Genomic DNA, 17,655 nt, shown 5'->3' with positions numbered 1-17,655 from the left:
TTTGCCGCTCATTAAAAAAATGAAAAATGCAAGACGGAATCTACGCAAAATTCAATACGGATAAAGGTGAGATATTAGTAAAACTAACTCATGATAAAACTCCGGGTACGGTAGGTAACTTTGTTGCCCTTGCCGAAGGAAAACAAGATAATTCTGCAAAAGCTGCAGGTGAGCCATATTATGATGGATTAAAATTCCACAGGGTAATCCCCGATTTTATGGTACAAGGTGGATGTCCACAAGGTACTGGTAGCGGTGATGCCGGTTATAAGTTTGATGATGAATTTCACCCAGACCTTAACCATTCGGAGCCAGGTGTACTTTCTATGGCTAATGCCGGTCCTGGTACTAACGGTAGCCAGTTCTTTATTACTCATGTACCAACACCATGGTTAGATAACAAGCATACTGTTTTTGGTAAGGTTGAAAGCGGTCAAGATGTGGTAGATGCAATCGCTCAAGGCGATAAAATAAACAGTGTTGAAATCGTTCGTGTAGGTGATGAAGCTCAGAAATGGGATGCTCTTGCGAGTTTTGCCAAGTTTAAGAGTTCTAAAGAAGAACGTTTAGCTGAAGAAAAGGCCAAGCAATCTGCAGAATTAGATAAAATAGCTGCTGGCTTTGATGAGACTGAAAGTGGATTGAGATATAAGATGATTCAAAAAGGAAGTGGTGCACAGGCTGAAAAAGGTCAAACTGTATCAGTTCATTATGAAGGTTCTTTATTGAACGGTCAGGTTTTTGATTCTTCTTATAAACGCAATGAACCAATAGATTTTCAATTAGGAGTTGGTCAAGTAATACCAGGTTGGGATGAAGGTATTCAACTTTTAAAAGTAGGAGATAAAGCCAGATTGGTGATACCTTCTAGCTTAGGATACGGTAGCGCAGGTGCTGGTGGTGTTATACCTCCAAATGCTACATTATTGTTTGATGTTGAATTAATGGGTGTTAAATAAAAAAGCAACTTTGCTCTTTTAATAGATAATGAAAAGCCTTGACAGAAATGTCAGGGCTTTCTTTTTTAACTGCTCTATAGTCTAAGAGTATCTCTTGGATGAGTGTCTCAATCAAATATACCTACGTTTAGGAGGCCACATTATAATACTTATGTTGGTGATTTTAATTAAAAAAAAACATGGTAGAGGAGGGCAGGGTGGTTTTTGTCCACTCGGCTAAAGAATCAATGAATCTACCCAATACCGTTTATCGGGAGTTCTTTGCTCTGTCTGTGCTCAGGATTAGTAAAATAATATTTACCACAAGCAACACGAAAATAATACCAAAGAAAGCAAGCATATTCTATTGTTTGGTTAATTGGGGGAAACCTAGTCTTTAATTAGACGCACAAATAGCAAAAGGGTTGCGTTAAAAACTTTAGAACAAATGTATGAAAAATACGACAAGATTGTCACTACTTACTTATGTGAAATAAAAAAAAGCCCTGTTACCATTGGTAACAGGGCTTTTGTATAAAAAAAGTTTATGCGTCTTTCTTAGTCAACTACTTTCACATTTACCGCGTTCAATCCTTTTTTACCTTGTTGTAGCTCAAATTCTACAACGTCACCTTCACGAATTTCATCGATTAAACCAGAAATGTGTACAAAGTGATCTTCGCTTGAACCATCTTCAGTGATAAAACCGTAACCTTTGGAATCATTGAAGAATTTTACTGTTCCTTTACTCATAATACAAAAAAATTAAATTAAATTATGGCACAAATATAACTATAAAAAATTAATTCAATGATTTTAACTAAGTTATATTTACTTTAACTGAACGTTATTTGTAAAATATTTCATCTACCCTGTAAATGGGCTAACAGCTTTCTTCTGAGATTTTTACGAATTTTAAAATAGACACTCAATTGAACGACGGCAAAAGCAATGAGTTTGTAAGTAGCTGCTCTTGTAATTTTTTTGTAAGAATTAAAGAAATCATAAAGCCATCTATATTTTTAATTTACAGATAGCTTTATTATCATCTAGAAATATTTTACAATGTTGGGTCTGGTGTCATGCGCAAATAAGGTTTTACCTCTTTAACACCTTTAGTGAACATTTTTTTTGCTTCTTCTGTAGGAATTGCTGGACTTACAACAACATCTTCGCCATTTTTCCAGTTGGCAGGTGTTGCTACTTTGTGATTAGCCGTAAGTTGCAAAGAGTCTATAACACGTAATAATTCATAAAAATTACGACCAGTAGAAGCTGGGTAAGTCAGCATTAATTTTACTGTTCTATCTGGTGCTATTATAAATACGGAACGGACTGTTAACGTACTGTCTGCTTTTGGATGAATCATATCATACAAGTCAGAAACTTTCCTGTCCTCATCTGCTATAATAGGAAACTCTACATTGGTCTTTTGAACCTCATTAATATCTTTTATCCACTCAAGGTGAGATGCGGCACCATCTACACTTAAGGCTATCATTTTTACATTGCGTTTGTCAAATTCGCCCTTAAATTGTGCAGCTGTACCTAACTCTGTGGTACAAACTGGGGTGAAATCTGCAGGATGAGAAAAAAGTATCCCCCAACTATCTCCTAAATAGTCATAAAGGTTAATTTTTCCAATAGAACTGTCTGCTGTAAAATTAGGGGCCTTATCGCCCAATCGTATTGTTGCCATTATATATGTTTTTAGGTTTGAAACTTAATCCTATAAAATTAGTAGATTATAGAAAGACGACCTTAGGTTTATGGTTAAAAATGTATTAAAGTTTCCTATTTTTAGTGCATGGAAAAAATAGATTTAGAGCAGTTAAAATACCCGATAGGAAAATTTGAAAAACCAGAACAGATAACTCATGACCAAATTCAGGAATGGATTCATATTTTGGAAATGATTCCCGAAGAACTGGAGGGTATGGTTAAGGATTTAACAGAGGAACAACTAGAAACCCCTTACAGGCCTGGTGGGTGGACAATAAGGCAAACGGTGCATCATATTGCAGATAGTCACCATAATAGTTATTTACGATTTAAATGGGCGCTTACTGAGGATAACCCAATTATAAAAGCCTATGATGAAAAGGCTTGGGCAGAACTTTTTGATACGAAGACCGCACCTATTCAATTATCACTGGATCATTTAAAAGCGGTTCATGGTAAATTAGTCTATTTATTAAAAGGACTTTCTAGTCTTCAACTTAAAAAGACTTTTATTCATCCTCACAATAATACGGAAGTGTCATTAGATGAGAATATAGGAACTTATGCGTGGCATGGAAGACATCACTTTGCTCAAATTTTTAATTTAATCGAGAGAAAGGGCTGGTAGTATTATCTACGTTAAAAAAAAAAGAAATGTTACTTTTTCCATTTGATGTTGCAACCAATACTAGGCTTTTGTAGCTCACTTATCGGCCTATTTTCAAGTAAGGCGTCAATGGCATTTCTTAAATCTTTTCCGGTTACGGGAATGCCATTTTCTGGTCGGGAATCATCTAACTGACCGCGGTATACTAATTTTAAATCAGCACCAAATAAATAGAAATCAGGTGTGCAGGCAGCATCATAATCTTTACCAACTTGCTGTGTCTTATCATATAGATAAGGGAAAGTATAACCTTCTTCCAAGGCTACTTGTTTCATTAGATGCGGAGAATCTTGTGGGTAATTTTCAACATCGTTGCTGGAAATAGCAACAAAACCTATTTCTTTAGGTTGATAATCTCTTGCCAATTTTGCAAATTCTTGGTTAATATGCTTAACAAAGGGGCAGTGGTTACATATAAAGGCTATAACAGTTCCTTTTTGGCCTTTCAGATTAGTAAGAGATGCTTGCTCTCCGTTCTGGGTATTCAATAAATTAAAATCTGGGGCTAATGTTCCTAACGGAAGCATATTACTAGGAGTTCTTGACATTTTTAGTTGAATTAAAACTTAAAGTTATAAAAAGTATTTTGAGCGCCTTTGCAAAACCATAATCTATTTTTACCTTCATCTTCTTTAAATACTAAATAATAACATGGACGATACGATAAATTGGCAGGACTTTGCAAAGATAGATATGCGGGTCGGAACGGTTATTAAAGTAGATGATTTTCCCGAGGCTCGGAATCCTGCATATCAACTTCATATAGATTTTGGAGAAGAAATAGGAGTAAAGAAAACATCTGCACAAGTCACTACGCTATATACTAAGAAACAACTTTTAGATACTCAGGTGGTTGCCGTAGTAAATTTCCCTAAAAAGCAAATTGCAAACTTCATGAGTGAATGTCTTATATTGGGCGCCGTTAATGGCAAGGATGTAGAGCTTTTACAACCGAAAGCTACAGTTGCCAACGGACTGAAAATATCGTAATTGATTGACCGAAAACTTACTAGATAACGTATCTCTTAATTTTGACGCCCAAGCACAATGGGTATTGAATATTTCACTAGCGTTCGTAATGTTCGGTATTGCTTTGGAAATTTCTATATCAGATTTTAAGGGACTTCTTAAAAAACCAAAGCCAATATTTACAGGTCTCTTTAGTCAGTTTATTTTACTTCCGCTATTAACTTTTCTTCTAGTATTGATAATCAATCCTATACCTAGTATTGCCTTGGGAATGATAATGGTGGCAGCTTGCCCAGGAGGTAATGTTTCTAATTTTATATCTCATTTGGCGGGAGGCAACACTGCCTTGTCTGTTAGTCTTACAGCGGCCGCTACTTTATTGGCGGTTGTAATGACTCCTTTAAATCTTCAATTTTGGGGTAATTTATATGTACCTACGCAACAGATTTTGACAAAAGTAGCATTATCGCCATGGCAAATGATTCAACTAGTTTCGCTGTTATTAGGGTTGCCGTTGGCTTTAGGTATTTGGGTAAATCATCTCAGGCCCAACTTTGCAAAAAAATTAGGCAAAGTTCTTAAAGTAGTTTCATTGGTCTTTTTTATACTATTGGTATTTTTGGCGCTGTATAATAACCGAGCAGTATTTTACGATTACATATGGTATGTATTCTGGATTGTGGTTTTGCATAATATTTTGGCTTTTCTAACGGGGTTCTCGTTTGCTAAACTTATGGGGCTATCAAAAAGAAATATACGTTCGGTAACCATAGAAACGGGCATTCAGAATTCAGGACTAGGCTTAATTTTGATTTTTTCCTTTTTTGATGGCCTTGGCGGTATGGCGCTGTTGGCCGCTTTCTGGGGAATTTGGCATCTAGTCTCAGGTCTTTTGCTCGCTGCATTTTGGGGTTATAAACCAATTAAAACAGAAACACTTACTTGAAAAATATAGGCTACCGATTATTAAAAAAGTGGATAAAGACCGGATTGTATTTTTACTATGGTAAAATTCAAGTTTCAGGGCTAGAGAATGTGCCAAAAGACAAACCTGTACTCTTTTTACCCAATCACCAAAGTGCGCTGTTAGACGTACTTTTAATTGGGGTAAACTGCAACCGTAAACCGTTCTTTTTAACACGATCAGATGTTTTTACAAAACCTACACTAAAAAAGTTTTTCGCCTACCTGCGGATGATTCCCATTTATAGGATTAGAGATGGTAGGGAAGCTTTGAAAAATAACCAAGCTGTATTTGATCAATGTGCTGAAATTTTCGGAAATGGACACGCAATCCTTATGTTCCCAGAAGCGAATCATAATATTAAGCGTCGCGTAAGACCTTTAAGCAAAGGGTTTACCCGCATTTTATTTAATGCTGTAGAAAGATTGCCAGATACGGAGATTCATATTGTTCCAGTAGGACTTAATTACAAAAGCAATTCTGGTTTTCCGGATAGGATGGCTATTTATTTTGATAAAAGTATTGTGGTAAATACCATGTACGATGTTAACGATGTTCAAGGTTCGGTGAATAGGGTAAAGGGAATGGTGTCTGACAGACTTAAAACACTAACTACGCACATTGCAGATGAGAAGCAATATGATAATATTTCAGGGCAATTAAATGCTTTAGATGTTGATTTTCTGAATCCTTTTGAGACCAATAAAGTTATTGAGAGCATTGACCCTTCAAAGTCTGTAAATCCTGTCAAAAAGAAAAAGGGGTTTTTTGGGATTTTGGGCAATGCCGTTTTTACGTTGTTAAATTTTCCTTTACTTATTTTGTGGCGTAAATGGGCTAGACCCAAGGTTTGGGAGCCAGAATTTATGGGAACCCTGCGGTTTGGGTTTGCCCTGTTGGCTTATCCGGTCTACTATGCGCTATTGTTTACGGTAATAGCTTTGTTCTGGAATGGAATTGTAGGTTTAGGAGCTATTGTATTCTTGTTTTTGTATAATTGGTTATACGTGCGAACCAAGTAATTTTTTGATTGTAGTACCAACTTGTTAAAACAAAAAACGACCCGAAAGGGTCGTTTTAATATTGTAGTGCTAACTTTTAGATATCGTCAAAACTAACATCGGTAAAGCTTTCTGTTTCTGTAGATTTTAATTCTTCAGTAACATTTACTTCCTCTTCTTTTTTGAAATCTTTTTGGTGACGTTCAGAGATAACTTCAGAGCCTTTTTCTTCAATAATGAAATTCATCATTTCTTCTACATTTTCCTTGAAAGCCTCAAAATCTTCTTTATATAAATAAATCTTGTGTTTCTTATAATGAAAAGAACCATCATCATGAGTGAATTTTTTACTTTCTGTGATGGTTAAATAATAATCGCCTGCCTTCGTACTTCGTACATCAAAGAAATACGTGCGTCTACCCGCCCGTAAAACTTTGGAATGAATTTCCTCCTGGTCCATTGAATCTTTTTCGTTCATCGCGTTTATAGTGTAGTTAATAGTTGTTAATCTTTCAAAAATGTAAAAAAAAAGCCAATACGGCAACAATTTTTTAGTTTTCTTTTTCTGACAGTTGGGTGTAGTATAAATCTTTGTAATACCCTTCAACACTGTTTAAATCAGTGTGGTTGCCTTCTTGAAGAAGTTTTCCATTGGAAAGAACTAATACTTTGTCTGCATTTTTAGCAGATGATACCCGGTGACTCACTATAAGTGTAGTACGATTTTTAGAGGCTTTTTTCAGGTTATTTAAAATGTCTTCTTCCGTTTCTGTGTCTACAGCAGATAAACAATCGTCAAAAAGATATACTTCTGGTTTTTTCAATAATGCCCTCGCAATAGATACGCGCTGTTTTTGTCCGCCGCTAAGCGTAATTCCCCTCTCACCTAAAACAGTATCATATCCTTTTGAAAACTCTATTATATTTTCGTGTACCACGGCATTCTTGGCAGCTTCTATAACTTCTTCATCAGAAGCATTTTCTTTGCCAAACTTAATATTGTTTTTAATAGAATCTGAGAACAAGAAAGCATCCTGTGGTACAGCTCCTATTGCTTTTCGTAAACTAGTAATGTTCAATTCTTTTATAGGCGTGTCATCTATCAATATTTCTCCAGAGGTTACATCGTATAAACGTGCAATCAAATCTAATATGGTGGATTTTCCTGAACCGGTTTTGCCAAGAATAGCTACTGTTTCTCCTTCATTAATGGTAAATGAAATATTATTGAGAGCGGTAATTTCTGTATCCTCGTAGGTAAAGGTTACATTTTTGAATTCTATTTTTCCTTTAATCGGTGTTTCTTCTAATACAGTATTCTTAATATCCGGAGTCTCGTTCAAGAATTCATTTATACGTTTTTGTGAGGCTTCTGCGCGTTGCACAATAGAGGTCAACCAACCAATAATGGCTACTGGCCAAGTAAGCATATTAACATAGAGAACAAATTCAGCAATAACTCCTGAAGAGGCTATTTCTCCGTTTATGTATTGCTTTCCACCTATGTAAATAACAAAAATATTACTGATACCAATAAGAAGTACCATTAAGGGGAAAAACCATGCATTTACCTTGGCTAAATCCATACTTTTTTCCTTGCCCTCAATGGCCAAAGTGCTTAAGTCATTATTTATGCTGGGTTCTAGAGCATAGGCCTTAATTACAGAAACACCCGAAAACACCTCTTGTGTAAAGGTAGACAGTGTGGAAAGATACTGTTGAACAATAGTACTGCGTTCATGAATTATCTTGCTTATATAATAGATAAGAACCGATAAAATAGGCAAAGGTATTAATGTGTAGGCGGCCAGTTTAGGTGCCGTCATAAACATAATAGGTATGATACAGGCGAATAAAGTTATAGTGTTGATGCCGTACATTAAGGCAGGTCCGGAATACATGCGCACCTGGTTAACATCTTCACTAATGCGGTTCATGAGATCACCAGTCCTATTTTTCTTGTAAAAGTTTAGGCTCAAAAACTGATAATGGTCAAAAATTTCATTTTTAAGGTCATACTCTATATACCTAGAAACATTGATTATCGTCTGACGCATTAAAAAAGTGAAGAAACCTGATAAAAGGGCGGCTCCTACAATAATTAAAATATACTCTAGAAGGAGCCCTTTTGCGGCTGATTCCTCAACCTTTCCGTCCATGAAATTTTCGATAACCACGATCGATTCTTTTACGAACCTAGGCATAACCAATTGTAGCACACGAGCAATGATGGTTATGAACAGTCCAACTAGTAATTTGGACCAATATTTTTTAAAGTACTTATTTAGGTGAGCAAGTTCCTTCATGAAGGGTATAAACTAAGGCTATATTTAATTGACCAAAGATAATGGTTTGGGTATAAACCATATGTTATAAATACCATAAGATGTTGGTAGGTTACAAATTGCTTTAAATTAAATATAGGAAGGACAGATAGTTAAGTTTATGGTAATTTTTCATCTTTTTTTAACCGTCAATAACCTTAAGAACAGGGTTTTGCGGTTGTGTTTCTCTCAGGTAATCAAAAGGTATGATTGTTTCATCGTTTTGTATAGTAGTCTTTTGGGGTTTATTCTTATTTTTGCCACGTGAAAGTCAAACCAATACTATTCCAAAAAAGTTCTTTAAAATGCTAACACGAAGACATATACGGGTAAAAGTAATGCAATGTATTTATGCAATTACCCAATCTAAAGACGATTCTTTAGAGAAACAAGAAAAATTTCTACGGTTTAGCATAGACAATATGTATACGCTTTACCTTTTAATGCTGAGCTTAATTATCGAGATTCAGAAAAGAGGGTCGGACCAATTAAGAATTTCTTCAAAAAAGTATCTAGCTACTGAGGCAGATAATTTACCAGATCAGGCAAAATTTGTCAATAACAAATTATTGCTTCAAATGGTGCATAATGAACCGTTAATAGCTGAGCTTAAGAAAAGAAAGTTAGATAACTGGTATTTGAACGAAGAGTATGTAAAGATTATTTACAAAAACATGGTTACAAGTGAGGCATATCTAAAATATATGTCTGTTAAAGGCAGCACTTACGCAGAAGACAAAGAGTTTGTTATTACTTTGTTTAAAGATATTATTGCTCCCGATGAAAAAATTTACGACTATTTTGAAGACAGCAACCTTACATGGGTAGATGATATTCCTATTGTAAATACCTATATCTTAAAAATGTTCAAAAAGATTAAGAGCGATCAATCTACCTCTTTCTTCTTACCTCGTTTGATCAAGGATAAAGAAGATATGGAGTTCGCAAAGAATCTACTTAGAAAAACGTTGTTGAAAGATGGAGAGCTTACCAAGGAAATAGAAGGTAAAACTCCTAATTGGGATAAAGACCGTATTGCAGATATGGATGCTATTCTATTAAAGATGGCAATTTGCGAACTTTTGAACTTTCCGTCTATACCAGAAAAAGTGACTATCAATGAATTTTTGGAGATAGCCAAAGAGTATTCTACTCCAAAAAGTAGCATCTTTATCAACGGTATTTTGGATAATCTTGTGAAAGAATACAAAAAAGAAGGTAAGCTTAACAAAATAGGTAGAGGCCTGATTTAAAATAATTGATTAATTTTACCCCAAATTAAAGTTAGAGATATGAGAAAAACATTTTTTGCCTTGAGCATGTGTTCACTTATGGCGTTCGTTTCATGTAAAGAAAACGCGTCTAGTAAAGTAAAAACAGATAATGTAGTCGAAGCTGCACAACGTGATGAAGCTGGTAAACAAATTCCAGTAATGGAGTTTGAGAAAGCAGAGCACGATTTTGGTACAATAGAACAAGGTACTCCACAGGAGACTGTTTTTATGTTTACAAATACGGGTAATGCTCCATTAATAATTACTAACGCAACAAGTTCTTGTGGTTGTACGGTTCCTAACCCACCAAAAGATCCTATTGCACCTGGTGCTACAGGAGAGTTGGTTGTTAAGTTTAATGGATCTGGACAGAACCAAATAACTAAAACAATTACTGTAAATGCTAATACTGAAAAAGGTACTGAACAATTACGTATTAAGGCATTTGTGAACCCTAAAGGAGCTGCTCCAGTAGGACCAACAAAATAACAATAGATTATATATTTAAAATATGGGTGATATAGGACAGTTTCTTCCGATGATTTTGATTTTTGTGGTAGCGTATTTCTTTATGATACGTCCTCAAATGAAACGCCAGAAAGATGAAAAGAAATTCGCAGCTGAATTAAAAAGAGGCGATAGGGTAGTTACAAAAAGTGGTTTGCACGGCAAGATCATGGATCTTAACGATAGTGATTTTTCTTGCATACTAGAAACTATGGCTGGTAAATTAAAATTTGATCGTTCTTCCATTTCTATGGAAATGAGCAAAAAATTGAACACTCCCGAAAAGAAATAACTGTACATAATCAGTAATTTAAAACACCGCTAAGCAGTTAGCGGTGTTTTTTTTTGGTCTCGTGCTACCGTAAATTAGTATATTCATCTTCTGAACAAAACAACTTGAACGATGTACCAAAATAGAAGAAACTTTATCAAAAAAAGTTCATTGGCCTTAGCAGGATCCAGTGCCGCATTTTTATTTCCAATGGAGCTTTTAGCTACTATGCGGAAACGCGTAGGTCCTAATGATCGGATTAACGTTGGGTTGATTGGTTGTAAGGGAATGGGTTTTAGTGATTTGACTTCAATGTTGAAGATGAGCGAAACAAACGTGATTGCGCTTTGCGATATAGATGAAGCTGTACTCCAAACAAGAACTGCAGACCTCGAAAAAGCAGGAATCAAAAAGCCCTTATGGTATCGGGATTATCGTAAGTTATTAGAGAATAAAGATATTGATGTAGTAATTATTGGAACGCCAGACCACTGGCATTGTCTACAACTGACTGATGCTCTCATGGCAGGAAAGGACGTTTATTGTGAGAAACCAATAGCAAACTCTATTCAGGAATCTAATATAATGCTGAATTACGTAAGCTCCAGCGACCGTATGGTACAAGTTGGACAATGGCAGCGTAGTCAACCTCATTTTGTAGATGCTATTAATTTTGTGCATTCCGGTAAATTGGGAAATATACGCTTGGCAAAAGCTTGGGCCTATCAAGGTTGGATGAAACCTGTACCTATAGTTTCAGATTCCGTAGCTCCAGAAGGTGTAGATTATAAAATGTGGTTGGGTCCTGCTCCAGAGCGTGCTTTTAATGCAAATCGGTTTCATTTTAATTTCCGATGGTTTTGGGATTATGCAGGGGGATTAATGACGGACTGGGGTGTGCATTTGTTGGATTATGCTTTATACGGAATGAAAGCAGGAACCCCTAAATCTGTAATGGCATTAGGTGGAAAATTCGCGTATCCTGAAGATGCTTCTGAAACTCCTGATACTTTACAGACCGTTTATGAGTATGATGGCTTTTCAATTCTTTGGGAGCACGCTACGGGAATAGATGGCGGGAATTACGGTCGTAACCATGGTATTGCTTTTATTGGAAATAACGGAACTCTTGTAGTAGACCGCAACGGTTGGGAAGTAATACCTGAAGAAGAATTTGCGGGTTGGGGCAAAAAAGGAACCCCTAAAATGGAAGCAGTTTCTTATAATAAGGGTGACGCTAGCGGTTTGGATTTGCATACAGAAAACTTTATAGAAGCGGTAAAGAGTAGAGATAATACCAAGCTTAATGCACCTATTAAAGTGGGGTATGACGCGGCATTGGTATCGCACATGGGTAATGTGGCTTTTAAAACAGGTAATCGTATTTATTGGGATGCAGCATCTGGTAAGTTTAAAGAGGAAGATGCTAATAAGCTGATTACGGCCAACTATCAAAATAATTGGAAACTACCTATGTTATAATAAAAGAAAGCTTCCAGGTTTTTGTAAATAAGAATTTGGAAGCTTTTCTAGCGGTACATATCATTTAGGCCTTTGCCGTCAATAATCATCGGTAAAATCTTTTCAAGCCTATTTACTTTTGTCTTCTCACGTTTTGCGCTCGCAATGTATTCCGTGTATTCTTTTTGCTTGTAAGGAGTTAATTTTCTGAAAGCACTTTTTGCTTTCGGGTGAATGTTAAAAGCGTCTTTCAATTCAATGGGAACCACAACGCTTGTTGTTTTCTTTTTTGGAACTCTAATTAACTCAACTCCCTTTTTTTGATTTTCGATAGCTTCATTGATGTATGCAGAAACATTTAAAAGGTCTACATCTTTTTCAGAATAAAACTTCCAATGACGCATGGCTTGGGTTTTTCCTTTTTGTGCATTTTCGAGGATATTTTCTGGATCGCTTAGAAAGACCCCGTTAAAGAACCAGATACCAAAATGATTCTTGAATTTACAAATAGCTAGAACGTTCTTCTTATTAATAGTGTACGTTGGAAAGTTCCATTTGTATGTTTCTACCACATCTGTTTTCAATGCTAAATCGCGCAGCAAAGCAATACCCGTTTTAAAAGGATGCTCTTCTGCGTAATAAGCTTCTGTTTTTTCAGATGTATCCATAGAAATGTGGACCTCTATTTAGTCTCTTTCCTAAAGATAAGGATTTGTTATTATACCGCCTTTTTAGCTTCTAACTCACAAATTTTAATAATAACCTCTGTGGCTTTTATCATGCTTTCTACCGGGACGTACTCATATTTTCCATGAAAATTATGTCCACCAGCAAAGATGTTAGGGCAAGGTAGCCCCATATAACTTAGTTGTGAGCCATCCGTTCCTCCACGTATGGGTTTTATAATAGGCGTAATACGCATGGCTTCCATGGCTTCCTTTGCAAGTTCTACAATATGAAAGACAGGTTCAACCTTTTCACGCATATTAAAATACTGATCCTTTATTTCTATGCTTATGCAATTGCCATGAATATCGTTAAGTCTATCGGTAATATCACGAAGCAATTGTTTTCGATTTTCAAAAAAGGTTTTGTCATGATCACGAACAATTAGCTCAAATTCGGCATGTTCTATTTCTCCTTTTATATGATGCACGTGAAAAAAGCCTTCTCTACCAGATGTGTTCTGAGGCGTTTCTTCAGGTGGTAAGATTTCTAAAAATTCGCTGGCTATGCTTATAGCATTCACCATTTTATTTTTGGCGTAACCAGGGTGTACGCTTCTACCTTTAATGACCACTTTGGCACTGGCAGCATTAAAGTTCTCGTATTCTAGTTCGCCAATTTGGCTTCCATCCATAGTGTAGGCCCAATCTGCTCCAAATTTCTCAACATCAAAATGATGTGCCCCACGACCTATTTCCTCATCGGGAGTAAAACCCACCCTAATCTTACCGTGTTTTATTTCTGGGTGGTTTATAAGGTATTCCATTGCCGTAACAATTTCCGTAATACCTGCTTTGTCATCAGCACCAAGTAATGTTGTTCCGTCTGTTGTAATTAAGGTTTGTCCTTTGTATTGTAACAAATCTTCAAAATAATCTGGGGAAAGTACTATGTTCTCCTGTGCATTAAGAACAATATCCTTTCCATCATAATCCTCAATTATTTGAGGGTTAACATTTGTTCCTGAGAAATCTGGTGAAGTATCAAAATGAGAGATAAAACCAATAGTAGGAACATCTGTTTTAATATTACTGGGTAATGTAGCCGTAATGTATGCCTTATTATCAATGGAGACTTCTTCCATTCCTATTTCCAATAATTCCTCAACAAGCAAATCTGCTAAATGCCATTGTTTTTCTGTACTAGGGGTAGTTTCGGAATTTGGGTCGCTTTGGGTATCAATTTTAATATACTTTAAAAAGCGATCAATAATATTTTGCATTATTCTGATTTTAAATCAAAAGTACAAAATAGGACTTATAAGGTACAAATGCAGATTTTTTTAAGACTATATTTTTAGTGTTTTTCTTACATAAAACTTAAAATTTAGTTAACTTCTCATAGAATTAACTCAAACTTATGATTATGAAAAAACAGTATTTTTTATGCTATGCACTCTTCCTGAGTGTTATAGGTATTGCCAGTGCTCAAATATCGGGTACGGTATTAGATGAAGACGGTGGCCCTCTACCCGGCGCTTCAGTGGTAATTAAGGGAACAACCACTGGTTCCACTACAGATTTTGACGGTTTATTTTCAATAAATGCTGAGGTTGGAGACAAGCTTGTTGTCTCTTATATTGGTTATGAAAAGAAGGAAGTTATTGCTGAAGCTGGCGGAATGAGTATACAGCTCTCTTCCGGCGTAGCTTTGTCAGAAGTTATTATTATAGGTTCACGTAACCCTAATAGAACAGCTACTGAGAGCATGGTTCCAGTAGATGTGATAAGTATGAAAGAACTGAACAGTGTAGCCCCGCAGGTAAACTTAAATCAGATTTTGAATTACGTGGCACCTTCTTTTACTTCTAACACCCAGACTATTTCAGATGGTACGGACCACGTTGATCCAGCTTCTTTAAGAGGATTAGGTCCTGATCAGGTATTAGTACTGATTAATGGAAAAAGAAGACATACATCTTCTTTGATCAATGTAAACGGAACTTTTGGACGTGGTAGTGTTGGTACCGATTTAAATGCCATACCAGCAGCGGCTATTCAGCGTATTGAAGTTTTAAGAGATGGTGCAGCTGCCCAATATGGTTCTGATGCCATAGCAGGGGTTATCAACATTGTCTTGAACAGAAGTGTTAATGAACTAAATATGTCAGTTACGACAGGGGCCAATTTTTCTAAGAACGCTAATGATCAAACAGGTGGTGTAGATGGAGCAACAACTAACATTGCTGCTAGTTACGGAGTTCCGTTAGGAGAAAATGGAGGTTTGTTAAATCTTTCTGGTGATTTTGATGTTCGTCAGCCTTATGGCAGAATGAACGAGTGGGAAGGTGATGTTTTTAATCAATATAATGTAATTGAAAGACTTGCTAATGGTGATGGTTATGATTTAACTAATTTGTTAGATGATGATGTAACGGATGTTATTCAATATGCAAATCAAGCAGGAATAGATTTGAATGGAGCTACTACCAAAGCGGAGCTTCAGCCAATTTTATCTGCTGATGCTACGGAAGCGGAACTCGCCGCAAGAGGACAACAACGAAGCGATTACAACATGAGAGTTGGTCAGTCGGCCTTACGTGGTGGACGGATTTTTGCTAACTTTTCCTTGCCCTTAGATGATAACGGAACGGAAGTGTACTCTTTTGCGGGTATCAGTTCTAGAACTGGTAATTCAGCAGGTTTTTATCGTTTGCCTAATCAAAGCAGAACGTTTACACCGGCGTATATGAACGGATTTTTACCTGAAATTAATTCAACTATTCAAGATAAGTCTTTATCTGTTGGTATTAAAGGAAAGATCAATGAGTGGGATGTTGACTTAAGTAACACCTACGGAAAAAACTCTTTTCTGTATACCATTGGAAACACATTTAACGCTTCTTTACAAAATGCATCACCTACGATTTTTGATGCAGGTGGATTTTCTTTTGCGCAGAATACGGCTAATTTAGACGTAACTCGCTTTTTTGAAGATGCTATGTCTGGTTTAAATGTAGCTTTTGGTGCGGAATATCGCGTTGAAAACTATGATATTGTTCAAGGAGAAGAGGCTTCGTATTCACAATATACTGCAGATGGGCAACGTATAACATTAGCGTCGCAACAAGCATCACAAGATTTCTTTGGAAATGGAAGACCAGGTGGGTCACAAGTTTTCCCAGGATTTAGTCCTAATAATGAATTATCTCGCGGCCGTAGTAGTGTTGCTGGTTATGTTGATTTAGAAGCAGATTTTTCAGAAAAGTTCGTAGCTAGCTTTGCTACACGTTTTGAGAATTATAGCGATTTTGGTTCAACAATCAATTTTAAATTAGCTGCTCGTTATAAAATCAATGATAATATAAACCTTAGAGCTGCGGCCAATACAGGTTTTAGAGCACCTTCTTTACATCAGATAAACTTTAACTCTACATCTACTATTTTTGATCAAAATGGTGATCCACAAGAAGTGGGTACTTTTGCCAATGATAGTAGAGCTGCTAAGCTTTTGGGTATTCCGGAATTGAAGGAAGAAACTTCAAGTAGTGTTAGTGTTGGATTTACAGCCAAAATTCCAGATGCAAACCTGACCTTAACTGTAGATGGTTATTATGTAGAAATTAATGATAGAGTAGTGTATACAGGTCAATTTGAAGGACCGGGTACAGGAACTGAATTGGATAATTTGTTAAGTCAGGCCAATGCTACCGCTGCTTCTTTCTTTGCCAATGCAATTAACACCGAGTCTCGTGGATTGGATATTGTGCTTACACATACAGCAAACTTAAGTGATAACTGGAGATTGAAATCTGATTTAGCAGGTACGTTATCTAAAACGAATCAAATAGGTGATATTAATTCATCAGAAGTATTAGAAGATGCAGGTCTTGTAGATACTTATTTTCCAGAAGATAGTAGAGTGTATTTAGAAGAGGCCGTACCACGTACGAAACTTAATCTTTCAAATAGTCTTACGTCCGATAAATGGGTTATGTTCTTAAGAAACGTATATTTTGGTGAGGTTACTGAAGCTACTACCGTTATAGCCAACCAACAAGATTTTGGTTCTAAGATAGTAACAGACCTTTCTATTGGGTATAAGGCAACGGATGCTTTAACACTTACATTAGGAGCTAACAATTTATTGGATATCTACCCAGACAGAGCAGAAGAGCAGTTTGGAAATAGAAGTTCAGGTCGTTTTGATTGGTCTCGTAGAGCACAACAATTTGGTATTGGTGGTCGATTCTTATTCGCAAGAGTGAGTTTCACACTTAAGTAAAATAAAAAATCAAAATTTCATTGATAAAGGCTGTCCTAATAGGCAGCCTTTATTTTTGTTTAAAGATGTCATTCAAAGAAGAAATATAATTTTTCACTTAAATTGCTGTTTATATAAATGGAATTAAATTTTAAACAGAAATATATGTTGCCAAAATTATATAGTTTGCTAGTATTTTTAATGTTCTTTTCTGTTGTAAATGCCCAAAACTGTACATTAGATATAGGTGGTAAAAACAGCGAAACCATCAAAACTATCTTTCAATTAAATGAGGAGCAAATAGCCATTATGGAAACCTTGAAAGGGGAACTTGAGGTGAAAACAAAAAGTACGGAAGACCAAATTGAAAAATTATTGGCAGAACATCCGCAAAGTACAGAAGAGGATCTTATTAAATTAGCTGATAAGTATAAAGTTTTACAGAAGCAGCAGTTAGATTTAGCCTACGAGAGTGATAAAGAACTTCTTTCTGTTTTTAATGCTAAACAATATGAGCGTTACCTTCAACTTTGTAATGAGGCTATAAGACAACCAATTAAAGTAGAGCCTAAAATCTACGGAATTCCCGGAATAGAAGAGTAATTGATAGCGGTATACTGGTTAATTT

Annotated in this window: 18 protein-coding genes; 11 read left to right on the top strand and 7 right to left on the bottom strand. The window is 36.0% G+C overall.

The genetic code is table 11. The features are described 5' to 3' along the window. Positions 1-26 precede the first annotated feature (26 nt). Positions 27-959: a peptidylprolyl isomerase gene (locus IWB64_RS00965; RefSeq protein WP_194532255.1), complete on the top strand. Its 933-nt coding sequence runs from the start codon at positions 27-29 to the stop codon at positions 957-959. Between the two features lie 537 nt (positions 960-1,496). Here the strand turns inward: IWB64_RS00965 and IWB64_RS00960 are convergent. Together IWB64_RS00960 and IWB64_RS00955 are read right to left on the bottom strand one after the other, a co-directional pair. Next, positions 1,497-1,691 (bottom strand): cold-shock protein, encoded by a 195-nt coding sequence (locus tag IWB64_RS00960; RefSeq protein WP_013994176.1) that lies wholly within the window; start codon positions 1,689-1,691, stop codon positions 1,497-1,499. 307 nt (positions 1,692-1,998) lie between these two features. Next, a complete protein-coding gene (locus tag IWB64_RS00955; protein WP_194532254.1) occupies positions 1,999-2,637 on the bottom strand; it encodes a peroxiredoxin in 639 nt (212 codons plus the stop codon). A 108-nt stretch (positions 2,638-2,745) separates the two neighbouring features. Between IWB64_RS00955 and IWB64_RS00950 the strand changes: the two genes are divergently transcribed. Continuing rightward, positions 2,746-3,288, top strand: a complete 543-nt coding sequence (locus tag IWB64_RS00950; RefSeq protein WP_194532253.1) for a YfiT family bacillithiol transferase — start codon at positions 2,746-2,748, stop codon at positions 3,286-3,288. A gap of 29 nt (positions 3,289-3,317) precedes the next feature. Here IWB64_RS00950 and IWB64_RS00945 read toward each other — a convergent pair whose 3' ends face one another. Next, positions 3,318-3,875 carry a thioredoxin family protein gene (locus IWB64_RS00945; RefSeq protein WP_194532252.1) on the bottom strand — a complete coding sequence of 186 codons (558 nt, stop codon included), beginning with the start codon at positions 3,873-3,875 and terminating at the stop codon, positions 3,318-3,320. Positions 3,876-3,978: 103 nt separating this feature from the next. On the opposite strand from IWB64_RS00945, the gene IWB64_RS00940 reads away from it, so the two are divergent. Genes IWB64_RS00940 through IWB64_RS00930 form a run of 3 tightly spaced genes read left to right on the top strand, consistent with a single transcriptional unit; the run spans position 3,979 to position 6,282 of the window. Continuing rightward, positions 3,979-4,317 carry a tRNA-binding protein gene (locus tag IWB64_RS00940; protein WP_194532251.1) on the top strand — a complete coding sequence of 113 codons (339 nt, stop codon included), beginning with the start codon at positions 3,979-3,981 and terminating at the stop codon, positions 4,315-4,317. A 4-nt stretch (positions 4,318-4,321) separates the two neighbouring features. Beyond that, complete coding sequence (locus IWB64_RS00935) at positions 4,322-5,242, top strand: bile acid:sodium symporter family protein (RefSeq protein ID WP_194532250.1); 921 nt, start codon at positions 4,322-4,324, stop codon at positions 5,240-5,242. Further along, positions 5,239-6,282, top strand: a complete 1,044-nt coding sequence (locus IWB64_RS00930; RefSeq protein ID WP_194532249.1) for a lysophospholipid acyltransferase family protein — start codon at positions 5,239-5,241, stop codon at positions 6,280-6,282. The genes IWB64_RS00935 and IWB64_RS00930 overlap by 4 nt, the downstream gene beginning before the upstream one ends. Before the next feature lie 76 nt (positions 6,283-6,358). Here the strand turns inward: IWB64_RS00930 and IWB64_RS00925 are convergent, their stop codons facing one another. Both IWB64_RS00925 and IWB64_RS00920 read right to left on the bottom strand, forming a co-directional pair. Further along, positions 6,359-6,739, bottom strand: coding sequence for a PUR family DNA/RNA-binding protein (locus tag IWB64_RS00925; protein ID WP_194532248.1), 381 nt, complete (start codon positions 6,737-6,739; stop codon positions 6,359-6,361). A 73-nt stretch (positions 6,740-6,812) separates the two neighbouring features. After that, the gene (locus tag IWB64_RS00920; protein WP_194532247.1) at positions 6,813-8,567 is read right to left on the bottom strand and encodes an ABC transporter ATP-binding protein; all 1,755 of its coding nucleotides are present in this window, start codon (positions 8,565-8,567) and stop codon (positions 6,813-6,815) included. A 323-nt stretch (positions 8,568-8,890) separates the two neighbouring features. Between IWB64_RS00920 and nusB the strand changes: the two genes are divergently transcribed. The 4 genes from nusB to IWB64_RS00900 all read left to right on the top strand — a co-directional run bounded on the left by nusB (position 8,891) and on the right by IWB64_RS00900 (position 12,119). Then, positions 8,891-9,838 carry a transcription antitermination factor NusB gene (gene nusB, locus IWB64_RS00915; protein ID WP_194532246.1) on the top strand — a complete coding sequence of 316 codons (948 nt, stop codon included), beginning with the start codon at positions 8,891-8,893 and terminating at the stop codon, positions 9,836-9,838. A 39-nt stretch (positions 9,839-9,877) separates the two neighbouring features. After that, the gene (locus IWB64_RS00910; protein WP_194532245.1) at positions 9,878-10,348 is read left to right on the top strand and encodes a DUF1573 domain-containing protein; all 471 of its coding nucleotides are present in this window, start codon (positions 9,878-9,880) and stop codon (positions 10,346-10,348) included. Between the two features lie 22 nt (positions 10,349-10,370). Next, complete coding sequence (gene yajC / locus IWB64_RS00905; protein WP_194532244.1) at positions 10,371-10,658, top strand: preprotein translocase subunit YajC; 288 nt, start codon at positions 10,371-10,373, stop codon at positions 10,656-10,658. 111 nt (positions 10,659-10,769) lie between these two features. Continuing rightward, positions 10,770-12,119, top strand: a complete 1,350-nt coding sequence (locus IWB64_RS00900; protein ID WP_194532243.1) for a Gfo/Idh/MocA family protein — start codon at positions 10,770-10,772, stop codon at positions 12,117-12,119. Positions 12,120-12,166: 47 nt separating this feature from the next. Here IWB64_RS00900 and IWB64_RS00895 read toward each other — a convergent pair whose 3' ends face one another. Together IWB64_RS00895 and pepT are read right to left on the bottom strand one after the other, a co-directional pair. Then, the gene (locus IWB64_RS00895) at positions 12,167-12,766 is read right to left on the bottom strand and encodes a YdeI/OmpD-associated family protein (RefSeq protein WP_194532242.1); all 600 of its coding nucleotides are present in this window, start codon (positions 12,764-12,766) and stop codon (positions 12,167-12,169) included. A 50-nt stretch (positions 12,767-12,816) separates the two neighbouring features. Then, a complete protein-coding gene (gene pepT / locus IWB64_RS00890; protein WP_194532241.1) occupies positions 12,817-14,046 on the bottom strand; it encodes a peptidase T in 1,230 nt (409 codons plus the stop codon). Positions 14,047-14,189: 143 nt separating this feature from the next. Between pepT and IWB64_RS00885 the strand changes: the two genes are divergently transcribed. Continuing rightward, positions 14,190-17,048 (top strand): TonB-dependent receptor, encoded by a 2,859-nt coding sequence (locus IWB64_RS00885; protein ID WP_194532240.1) that lies wholly within the window; start codon positions 14,190-14,192, stop codon positions 17,046-17,048. 165 nt (positions 17,049-17,213) lie between these two features. After that, positions 17,214-17,630, top strand: coding sequence for a hypothetical protein (locus IWB64_RS00880; RefSeq protein WP_194532239.1), 417 nt, complete (start codon positions 17,214-17,216; stop codon positions 17,628-17,630). Positions 17,631-17,655 lie beyond the last annotated feature (25 nt).

This window comes from Zobellia nedashkovskayae, assembly GCF_015330125.1.
GTDB classification, from domain to species: Bacteria; Bacteroidota; Bacteroidia; order Flavobacteriales; family Flavobacteriaceae; genus Zobellia; species Zobellia nedashkovskayae.
Note: the sequence above shows the minus strand (reverse complement) of the source record. Positions and strands in the feature narration are given on the sequence as shown.

Coding starts and splice junctions, on each gene's coding strand:
- IWB64_RS00945 (WP_194532252.1), bottom strand. CDS start 3,875: ATGTCAAGAACTCCTAGTAATATGCTTCCGTTAGGAACATTAGCCCCA.
- IWB64_RS00940 (WP_194532251.1), top strand. CDS start 3,979: ATGGACGATACGATAAATTGGCAGGACTTTGCAAAGATAGATATGCGG.
- IWB64_RS00965 (WP_194532255.1), top strand. CDS start 27: ATGCAAGACGGAATCTACGCAAAATTCAATACGGATAAAGGTGAGATA.
- yajC (WP_194532244.1), top strand. CDS start 10,371: ATGGGTGATATAGGACAGTTTCTTCCGATGATTTTGATTTTTGTGGTA.
- pepT (WP_194532241.1), bottom strand. CDS start 14,046: ATGCAAAATATTATTGATCGCTTTTTAAAGTATATTAAAATTGATACC.
- IWB64_RS00925 (WP_194532248.1), bottom strand. CDS start 6,739: ATGAACGAAAAAGATTCAATGGACCAGGAGGAAATTCATTCCAAAGTT.
- IWB64_RS00960 (WP_013994176.1), bottom strand. CDS start 1,691: ATGAGTAAAGGAACAGTAAAATTCTTCAATGATTCCAAAGGTTACGGT.
- IWB64_RS00885 (WP_194532240.1), top strand. CDS start 14,190: ATGAAAAAACAGTATTTTTTATGCTATGCACTCTTCCTGAGTGTTATA.
- IWB64_RS00955 (WP_194532254.1), bottom strand. CDS start 2,637: ATGGCAACAATACGATTGGGCGATAAGGCCCCTAATTTTACAGCAGAC.
- IWB64_RS00900 (WP_194532243.1), top strand. CDS start 10,770: ATGTACCAAAATAGAAGAAACTTTATCAAAAAAAGTTCATTGGCCTTA.
- IWB64_RS00950 (WP_194532253.1), top strand. CDS start 2,746: ATGGAAAAAATAGATTTAGAGCAGTTAAAATACCCGATAGGAAAATTT.
- IWB64_RS00920 (WP_194532247.1), bottom strand. CDS start 8,567: ATGAAGGAACTTGCTCACCTAAATAAGTACTTTAAAAAATATTGGTCC.
- IWB64_RS00895 (WP_194532242.1), bottom strand. CDS start 12,766: ATGGATACATCTGAAAAAACAGAAGCTTATTACGCAGAAGAGCATCCT.
- nusB (WP_194532246.1), top strand. CDS start 8,891: ATGCTAACACGAAGACATATACGGGTAAAAGTAATGCAATGTATTTAT.
- IWB64_RS00910 (WP_194532245.1), top strand. CDS start 9,878: ATGAGAAAAACATTTTTTGCCTTGAGCATGTGTTCACTTATGGCGTTC.